Origin of the sequence: Streptomyces niveiscabiei (assembly GCF_001419795.1) — a bacterium.
GTDB classification, from domain to species: Bacteria; Actinomycetota; Actinomycetes; order Streptomycetales; family Streptomycetaceae; genus Streptomyces; species Streptomyces niveiscabiei.
The window spans coordinates 1-7,453 of record NZ_LIRL01000512.1; the positions used below are offsets into that span (position 1 = coordinate 1).

Here is a 7,453-nt window from a genome sequence, read left to right on the forward strand (position 1 = left end):
CACCGCCTCCTCCAGCCGCCGCGGCAGGGTCTCGTCGGCGGCGAGACCCTCCGGCAGGGACAGCCCCGCCCCCGCCAGCACCGGCGCGACGCTGCGCAGCGTGTACGCCAGCCACGGCACGAGCGGCGAGTGCGGGCCCGTCGCGACGAGGGCCTCGCACACGACCTCCGGGGCGGGCAGCCCGGCGTCGAGGAACGTGCGGTTCAGGCGGCGGCCGAAGTCGGGGGGCGTACCGGTGGCCAGGTACACCTCCGAGAGCAGCCGGTTGCACTCGTCCCACACGGGGCTCGGCGGCCAACTCGGGCCGCGCGTCGTGAAGTCGACCTCGTGGAAGGCGAGGATGCCGCCGGGCAGCAGGAACCGGGTGAACCGGCGGAGCAGGTCCGCGGGGTCCTTCTGGTAGAGCAGGACGTAACGCCCGATCACCGCGTCGAAGTGCTCCGAGGTGGTGAAGTCGTCGAGTTCGGTGACCTCGAAGGCGAGGCTCGCGCCGAACGCCCCGTCCCGTGCTCTGCGGCGGGCCTTCTCCGTGGCCGCCGGGTCGCGGTCGATGCCCAGGACCCGGCCGCAAGGGCCCACGATCTCGGCGGCCAGCATCGAGACGTCGCCCATGCCCGAGCCGAGGTCCAGGACGGACATGCCCGGCCGCAGACCGCCCAGACGCAGGAACCGTTCCGTCGCGGGGCGCAGGATCCGCCCCTGGAGCATCAGCCGCTGGTGCTCCAGGTCCGAACTGCCGAGCAGGTAACCGCCGTCCGCGCCGGGCGCGGATGCGCCGGACCTGGACGTGTCGTGCCTGGTCTCGGTCGCCTGAGAGGAGTGTTCGTTCATGCCGTTTCCCGCTTTTCCGTGTAGTCCGCGTAGAGGGAGCAGTCGTCCGTCGGAACCCGGTGGATCCGCGTGCCCGTGCCGGTCAGCGGCGCGCCCGTGCCGCCGTGCCGGGCAGCGACGATCTCCGCCGCGATGGAGACGGCCGTCTCCTCCGGGGTACGCGCGCCGAGGTCGAGGCCGATCGGGGAGCGCAGCCGGGACAGCTCCTCCTCGGTCAGGCCCGCTTCCCGCAGCCGCCGGGTGCGGTCCTCATGGGTCCGCCGCGAGCCCATCGCGCCGACGTACGCGACAGGCATCCGCAGGGCCGCCGTCAGCAGCGGTACGTCGAACTTGGCGTCGTGGGTGAGCACGCACAGCACCGTGCGCGCGTCGACCGGCGTCCGCCGCAGGTAGTGGTGCGGCCAGCCGACGGCGATGTCGTCCGCGTCCGGGAACCGGGCCCGGGTGGCGAACACGGGGCGGGCGTCGCAGACCGTCACGTGATAACCGAGGAACCTGCCCACGCGGACGAGCGCGGCGGCGTGGTCGATCGCCCCGAACACGATCATGCGGGGCGGCGGCACCTGGGCCTCCACGAGCAACGTGAGCCCTCCCGCACCGGCCGCCACCTCCACCGTCCCACTACGACCGGCCTCCAGCATCCCCAGCACCTCGGCGACCACGACCCGCTCCAACTCCGTGCCGCCGAGCCCGCCCTCGTAGGAGCCGTCGGGGCGTACGAGCAGGCCCGTGCCGAGGGTGCCCGCCGGGCCGCGTACGACGCGGGCGAGTGCCGCCCGTTCGCCGCGTACGGCGGCCAGGACGGCGGCCCGGAACACCGTCCCGGCGGGGGTGCCGGCGTGGACGGGGGTGACCAGGATGTCGATGACGCCGCCGCAGGTCAGGCCGACCGCGAAGGCGTCCTCGTCGCTGTAGCCGAAGCGTTCGAGCACCGGCTCGCCGTCGACCAGGGCCTGCCGGCACAGCTCGTACACCGCGCCCTCCACACAGCCCCCGGACACCGAGCCGATCACCTTCCCGTCGGCGTCCACGGCGAGAGCGGCGCCGGGCCCGCGCGGACTGCTGCCGCTCACGGCCACGACGGTGGCGACGGCGAAGGTCCGCGCCTCCTCGACCCACCGGCTCACCTCATCGGCGATGTCAAGCACCCCGAACCTCCGCATCCGGCACGTCCGCGCCACGCGTCTGCGGGTGCCGCGCGCCGCTGAACTGGCCGCGCGCGGCGAGCGAGTTGACGATCCGCCCGGGCGCGCGGACGCCGAGCATGCGCCGTACCCGGACCTCCCCGGAGGCAGGGCCGCGGCGCAGCCGGTCGTGCAGGGTGTGTCTGTCGCCGTTGTCGCGCAGCGTGATCGTGGCGGGCGTGGTGGGGGCCGTCGTGTTCATGCTCCGACGATGATCCCGATGGCGCGCGCGGGCCAGGGACGGGTTTACCGCAGGACGGCCGGTACCACCTTCGGGCCTGGTACCGGCCGTCCCACCGTCACGGAGGGCACTGGTCGGGCCTTCGCCGCTGACGGAGAGTGAAGCGGGCGGCCGTTCGGGCCGTTTGTCATTCCGTCGGCACGAGAAGCGAGGCGTCCCCATGACGACCACCGACCTCGGACGCGAGTCCGTCTACGACCCCTTCGAGGGCCCGGCCCTGGACCCGGCCCGCTGGTTCCACCTGACCTTCCCCCTCCCGGACGGCACGACGTTCGTCGCGGACGAGCCGGGCGCCGAGATCACGTTCGGCGACGGCGGTGTCCGCGTCGCCATCGACCGGTTCACGCGCGGCCACCCCGTCCAGATGGCCGACAACTGCAAGTTCCTCGGGCTGTCGACCGAGGACTTCGCCCTGCCCGAGGCGGGCACGGTCACGTTCTCCGCCTCGCTCGCGGCCGAGGCGCACGGCGCGACGCCGTACGACCCCCGCGACGGGTTCGCGGCCCTCGTGCTCTGCGATCCGGTGGGCGGCAGGGTCTACGACCTGTGCACGAGCGGCGACACCGTCTTCGCGCTCAGCGAGCAGCTGCCGTACCCCGGGGTGAGCGCGCCCTTCACGCGCCTGGTGGCCGACCCGCTGTTCGGGCCGCCCGCGACGCCCGGCTGGTTCCACTACTGCGAGATCACCGTCGACACCGCGGCCCGCCGGATCACCTGGCGGATGGACGGCAGGACCGTCCACGAGGAACTGGCCGCCGAACTGCCAGCGTCCCTGAAGATCGGCATGGGCATCTTCACGGCCCACCCGCTCACGGACGGGGCGAGCACCTCCCGGCACGGCCAGGGGTTCACCGCGAACTGGCGCGACCTGCGGGTACGCGGCTGAGCGGGACGCTCACGGCGTCGAGAACAGCGTGGGCCCCGGAGGCTCGGTGCGTACGCCGTTGGTGACGCGGAGGAACTCCAGTTTCTCCGCGTCGGCGGAGCCCGCGGCCACCGTGTAGACGACGAGACGGAGGTCGCAGCCGGGGACGGTGAGGACGTCGCAGTCGCAGACCACCTCACCCACCTGGGGGTGGACGACGGTCTTGCGGGCCGAGTCGTGCGGGCCGACCGCGCCGGTGTCCCACAGCCGGGCGAACTCGGCGCTCGTGGAGCGCAGTTCGTCGACGAGCGCGGCCAGGTCCCGGTCGCGGGGGTAGTTGACGAGCGCCGTGCGCAGGTCGGCGACGAGGGCGGTCTTGAGGGCGCCGTCGTCGTGCAGGACGGGCCAGGAGGCGAGACGGCCGGGGCCGGTGGCGAAGACCGAGCGGGTCAGGTTGCGGTCCTGGCGGCTGCGGGCACCGGGGTCGCCCATCAGGACCGACCAGGCGGGGGTCCAGGACAGCAGGGTCCAGTCCGCGCTGAACACCCCCACGGGGAAGTCCCCCAGGCGGGCCACCATCCGTTGCACACCCGCCGGGACATGCGTGGAGACCGTCCCCTCCTGGGGCGGCAGGAGCCCGGCGAGCCGGTAGGCGTGGTCCCGCTCCAGGGGCTGGAGCTGCAACGCGCGGGCGAGGCTGGCGACGACCTGGGCGGAAGGGCTGGTGGCGCGGCCCTGTTCGAGGCGGACGACGTAGTCGACCGACAGCCCGGCGAGCTCGGCGAGTTCCTCGCGGCGCAGGCCCGCCGCGCGGCGCCCGGGCTGCGAGGGGCGTCCGACGTCGGCGGGGGAGAGGCGGTCGCGCCAGCGGCGCAGTGCCGTGCCCAGGGTCTCGTCCGTCATCAGGCCATTCTCGCCGCCCGCCCGGCGATGTGCCTGGTACTGGCGGTCCTACCGTCACCCAGAGCACTGGCTGACCCCCTGCCCCCGCCGGAGAGTGGAGGCATGACCACCACCTTCATCACCGGGGCGAACAAGTCCCTCGGCTACGAGACCGCCCGCCGCCTCATCGAGGCGGGCCACACCGTCATTGTCGGCGCCCGCGACCCGCAGCGCGGCCGGGCCGCCGCCGACGCGCTCGGCGCGCGGTTCGTGCGGATCGACGTCACCGACGACGCCTCGGTGGCAGCCGCCGCCGACGACGTCGCCGCCCACGAAGGCGCCATCGACGTCCTCATCAACAACGCGGGCGTCTTCGGCCCGCACGTCCCCGCCGACCAGCTCACCGCCGCCGACGCGAGCGACGTCTTCGGCATCAACGTCGTCGGCGTCGTCCGCGTCACCCACGCCTTCCTGCCCCTGCTGCGCAAGTCCGCCCACCCCGTCATCGTCAACGTGTCCAGCGGCATGGGCTCCTTCACGCTGACCCACGACACGACGCGCGCCGAGGGCATCAACCACGCGCCCCTGTACACGGCGTCGAAGGCGGCGGTGACGATGCTGACCACGCAGTACGCCAAGACGTTGCCGGAGATCAAGGTCAACGCCGCCGACCCGGGCTACACGGCGACCGACTTCAACGGGCACAGCGGCCACCAGACCGTGACCGAGGGCACCGACGCGATCGTCGCCCTGGCCACCATCGGCCCCGACGGACCCACCGGCACCATCATCGACCGCGACGGCCCCATGCCCTGGTGACCCACCGCGCCCGCCGTTGCGTACGGCGGGCCTACTCGGCGGCCATGCTCTGCGTGCCGATCACCGCGAGCAGTTCCAGCTTCTGCGCGTCCTCGGTGCCCGGCTCGGCCGAGTAGCCGAGGATGCGCAGGCCGCTGCCGTCCATGCGGAGCACATTGCAGTCCAGGGTCAGCCGGCCCACCTGCGGGTGCTCGATCGTCTTGCGCGAGACCGCCAGGCTGCCGACGACACCCGCCTCCCACAGCTCGGCGAACCGCTCGCTGCCCGCGCGCAGTTCGGCGATCAGCCGGCGCAGCCCGGGGTCGGCGGGATACCGGCCCGCGGCGGACCGCAGCTCGGAGACCATGCCGATCTCCAGGGCGCGCTGTTCCTCCGCCGTGTGCCGGATCCGGCTGGACGACCCCTGGAACACCCCCCACGCCCCGTTGCGCTCGAAGCCGCGCGCCCCGGACATGTCGCCCAGCAGCGCCTGGTACAGCGGGTTGGCCATCAGCAGGGTCAGAGCGGCGTCGGTGACCGCGACCGGGGTGTCCACCAGCCGGTCCAGCAGCCTCAGGACGCTGGGCGGGATGTACGACGGCACCACCTGGGGCCCCGGCAGCACCAGCCCGGCCAGCCCGAACAGGTACGCCCGCTCGTCCGCCGTGAGCCGCAGCGCCCGCGCCAGAGCCTCGGCGACCTGCCCGGACGGGTTGGTCGAGCGGCCCTGTTCGAGGCGGGTGACGTAGTCGACCGACAGCCCGGCGAGTTCGGCCAGCTCCTCCCGCCGCAGCCCGGCCGCCCGCCGCTGTCCGCGGGCCGGCAGCCCGGCCGTGGCGGGGGAGAGGCGGTCGCGCCAGCGCCGCAGGGCCCGCCCGAGTTCCGTCGTGGTCATGCCGTCAGTGAACACCGCCGGCCGGGCACGTACCTGGTACCGGCAGTCCCAGGAAGAAGGCTCCCCTGGCTGTCCCGCCCGGCTCGGCACGAGGGTTGCGGCACCACCACAGGTGACGCCCGCACCGGCCCCCGCCGGTCGCGGCAGCGCCACCCGTGACGCCCGCACCAGCCGTCGCGAGACCACGGAGACGACCATGCGCCTGCCCCGCCGAAACCTGCTGACCGCCGCAGCCGTCGCCACGGCGGCGGTCTCCTGGAGCACCTCACCGGCGTCCGCCGGAGGCCCGCGCACCCCGCCGAAGGGCCGCATCCTGATCCGCGGCGGCCACGTCGTCGACACCGAGCCCCGGCCGACCGCGCGCCCCGGCACCGACATCCTGGTCGAGGGGGGCCGGATCGCCGCCGTGGGACGCGGCCTGCGCGCCGCCGGCGCCACGGTCGTCGACGCCACCGGCCACATCGTGCTCCCGGGCTTCGTCGACACCCACCGCCACCTGTGGCAGACGGCGCTGCGCAGCGCCTCCGTGGACACCGGCCTCGACGCCTACTTCGGCCTCCTGCACCAGGTCGGCCCGAGGTTCCGGCCGCAGGACGTGCACATCGCGACCCTGGCCGGCGCCCTGGAGTGCCTCGACGCGGGCATCACCACCCAACTGGACTTCGCGCACATCGCGTACACGCCCGACCTCGCCGACGCGGCCGTCGACGCCCTGGAGACGGCGGGCCTGCGCACGGTCTTCGGGTACGGCACCCCGGTCGACGTCACCGGCGGCGGGCAGCTCGCCGACGTCCGCCGCGTCCGCGAACGCCTCGCCGACGACACGGCGCTCGTCACCATGGCGTACGCCCCGCTCGGCCCTCTGTCCACGCCGATGGAGACCGTGACGGCGGACTGGCGCATCGCCGACGAACTGGACCTCCCGCTGACCGCCCACCTCGCGGCCGGCCCCCCGAACCCCCACCCGGTCACCGCCCTGCGCGACGCCGGACTGCTGCGCCGCAGGGCCCTCTACGTCCACCTCAACGGGGTCGGCGACGACGAACTGAAGCTGATCGCCGACTCGGGCGCCGCCGCCTCGGCCACCCCCGGCGACGACGCCGCCCGCCTGAAGCGCGCCGGTATCACCACGGGCACCGGCGTCGACACCGTCGCCTTCAGCCCCGGCGACATGTTCTCCACGATGCGGGCGGTCCACCTCGCCGGACAGGGACAGCCCGGGACGACCGCGGCGGACGTCCTGCGGATGGCCACCCTGGACGGCGCCGCCGCGCTGGGCCTTGCCGACCGGATCGGCTCGCTGCGCCCCGGCAAGCAGGCCGACATCGTCATGATCCGCCTGGACGACCTCAACATGCTCACCGCCGAACGCGACCCCGTCGACGCCGTGGTGACGGCGGCGCAGCCGCACAACGTGGACACGGTCCTGGTGGCGGGGAAGGTCGTGAAGTCCGGGGGCCGGCTGGTCCACGCCGATGTGCGCCGTACCGCCCGGGCTCTGCGCGCGACAGCCGCCGTGGTCACCGGTCGCGGATGACACCGCCCTCCTTGCTTAAGCGGATTGCTGTCCGCTACGGTCACCGCTAACCGGACGGCAGTCCGCTTAGCGGGCCTTCCGTGTGCCCGACTCCTGCTCCCAGCAAGGGAGGGTGGACATGTCCACCGACGTTCCCGAGACACCCGTCTCCCCATCCACCGACGCCCCCACCCGGCGTACCTTCATCGCGGCGACCACTGTGGCCGGCGGGGCCGCGCTG

At 73.9% G+C, this 7,453-nt stretch carries 8 protein-coding genes; 3 read left to right on the forward strand and 5 right to left on the reverse strand.

Annotated features, from left to right (window positions below):
* From AOK24_RS24225 to AOK24_RS24235, 3 genes are all read right to left on the reverse strand, one after another.
* A partial coding sequence (locus AOK24_RS24225) for a class I SAM-dependent methyltransferase (protein WP_055722183.1) occupies positions 1–831 on the reverse strand: 831 nt, incomplete at its 3' end.
* Positions 828–1,979: an XdhC family protein gene (locus tag AOK24_RS24230; RefSeq protein ID WP_055722184.1), complete on the reverse strand. Its 1,152-nt coding sequence runs from the start codon at positions 1,977–1,979 to the stop codon at positions 828–830. The genes AOK24_RS24230 and AOK24_RS24225, both read right to left, overlap by 4 nt.
* Positions 1,972–2,217, reverse strand: a complete 246-nt coding sequence (locus AOK24_RS24235; protein WP_055722185.1) for a hypothetical protein — start codon at positions 2,215–2,217, stop codon at positions 1,972–1,974. Before AOK24_RS24235 ends, AOK24_RS24230 begins: the two co-directional genes overlap by 8 nt.
* Positions 2,218–2,416: 199 nt before the next feature.
* Here AOK24_RS24235 and AOK24_RS24240 point away from each other — a divergent pair, with 199 nt between their 5' ends.
* A complete protein-coding gene (locus AOK24_RS24240; RefSeq protein ID WP_055722186.1) occupies positions 2,417–3,142 on the forward strand; it encodes a DUF6081 family protein in 726 nt (241 codons plus the stop codon).
* A 9-nt stretch (positions 3,143–3,151) separates the two neighbouring features.
* Here AOK24_RS24240 and AOK24_RS24245 read toward each other — a convergent pair whose 3' ends face one another.
* Complete coding sequence (locus AOK24_RS24245) at positions 3,152–4,024, reverse strand: helix-turn-helix transcriptional regulator (RefSeq protein WP_055722187.1); 873 nt, start codon at positions 4,022–4,024, stop codon at positions 3,152–3,154.
* A 102-nt stretch (positions 4,025–4,126) separates the two neighbouring features.
* Here AOK24_RS24245 and AOK24_RS24250 point away from each other — a divergent pair, with 102 nt between their 5' ends.
* A complete protein-coding gene (locus AOK24_RS24250) occupies positions 4,127–4,822 on the forward strand; it encodes an SDR family NAD(P)-dependent oxidoreductase (RefSeq protein ID WP_055722188.1) in 696 nt (231 codons plus the stop codon).
* Positions 4,823–4,853: 31 nt separating this feature from the next.
* On the opposite strand, the gene AOK24_RS24255 is transcribed toward AOK24_RS24250, so the two are convergent.
* Positions 4,854–5,696 carry a helix-turn-helix transcriptional regulator gene (locus AOK24_RS24255; RefSeq protein ID WP_055722209.1) on the reverse strand — a complete coding sequence of 281 codons (843 nt, stop codon included), beginning with the start codon at positions 5,694–5,696 and terminating at the stop codon, positions 4,854–4,856.
* A 196-nt stretch (positions 5,697–5,892) separates the two neighbouring features.
* On the opposite strand from AOK24_RS24255, the gene AOK24_RS24260 reads away from it, so the two are divergent.
* Complete coding sequence (locus tag AOK24_RS24260; RefSeq protein WP_055722189.1) at positions 5,893–7,233, forward strand: amidohydrolase family protein; 1,341 nt, start codon at positions 5,893–5,895, stop codon at positions 7,231–7,233.
* Positions 7,234–7,453: the final 220 nt, after the last annotated feature.

What these genes read in the sequence shown, in the direction of transcription:
- AOK24_RS24235 (WP_055722185.1), bottom strand. Translation starts at nt 2,217, where the DNA reads ATGAACACGACGGCCCCCACCACGCCCGCCACGATCACGCTGCGCGAC.
- AOK24_RS24240 (WP_055722186.1), top strand. Translation starts at nt 2,417, where the DNA reads ATGACGACCACCGACCTCGGACGCGAGTCCGTCTACGACCCCTTCGAG.
- AOK24_RS24245 (WP_055722187.1), bottom strand. Translation starts at nt 4,024, where the DNA reads ATGACGGACGAGACCCTGGGCACGGCACTGCGCCGCTGGCGCGACCGC.
- AOK24_RS24250 (WP_055722188.1), top strand. Translation starts at nt 4,127, where the DNA reads ATGACCACCACCTTCATCACCGGGGCGAACAAGTCCCTCGGCTACGAG.
- AOK24_RS24255 (WP_055722209.1), bottom strand. Translation starts at nt 5,696, where the DNA reads ATGACCACGACGGAACTCGGGCGGGCCCTGCGGCGCTGGCGCGACCGC.
- AOK24_RS24260 (WP_055722189.1), top strand. Translation starts at nt 5,893, where the DNA reads ATGCGCCTGCCCCGCCGAAACCTGCTGACCGCCGCAGCCGTCGCCACG.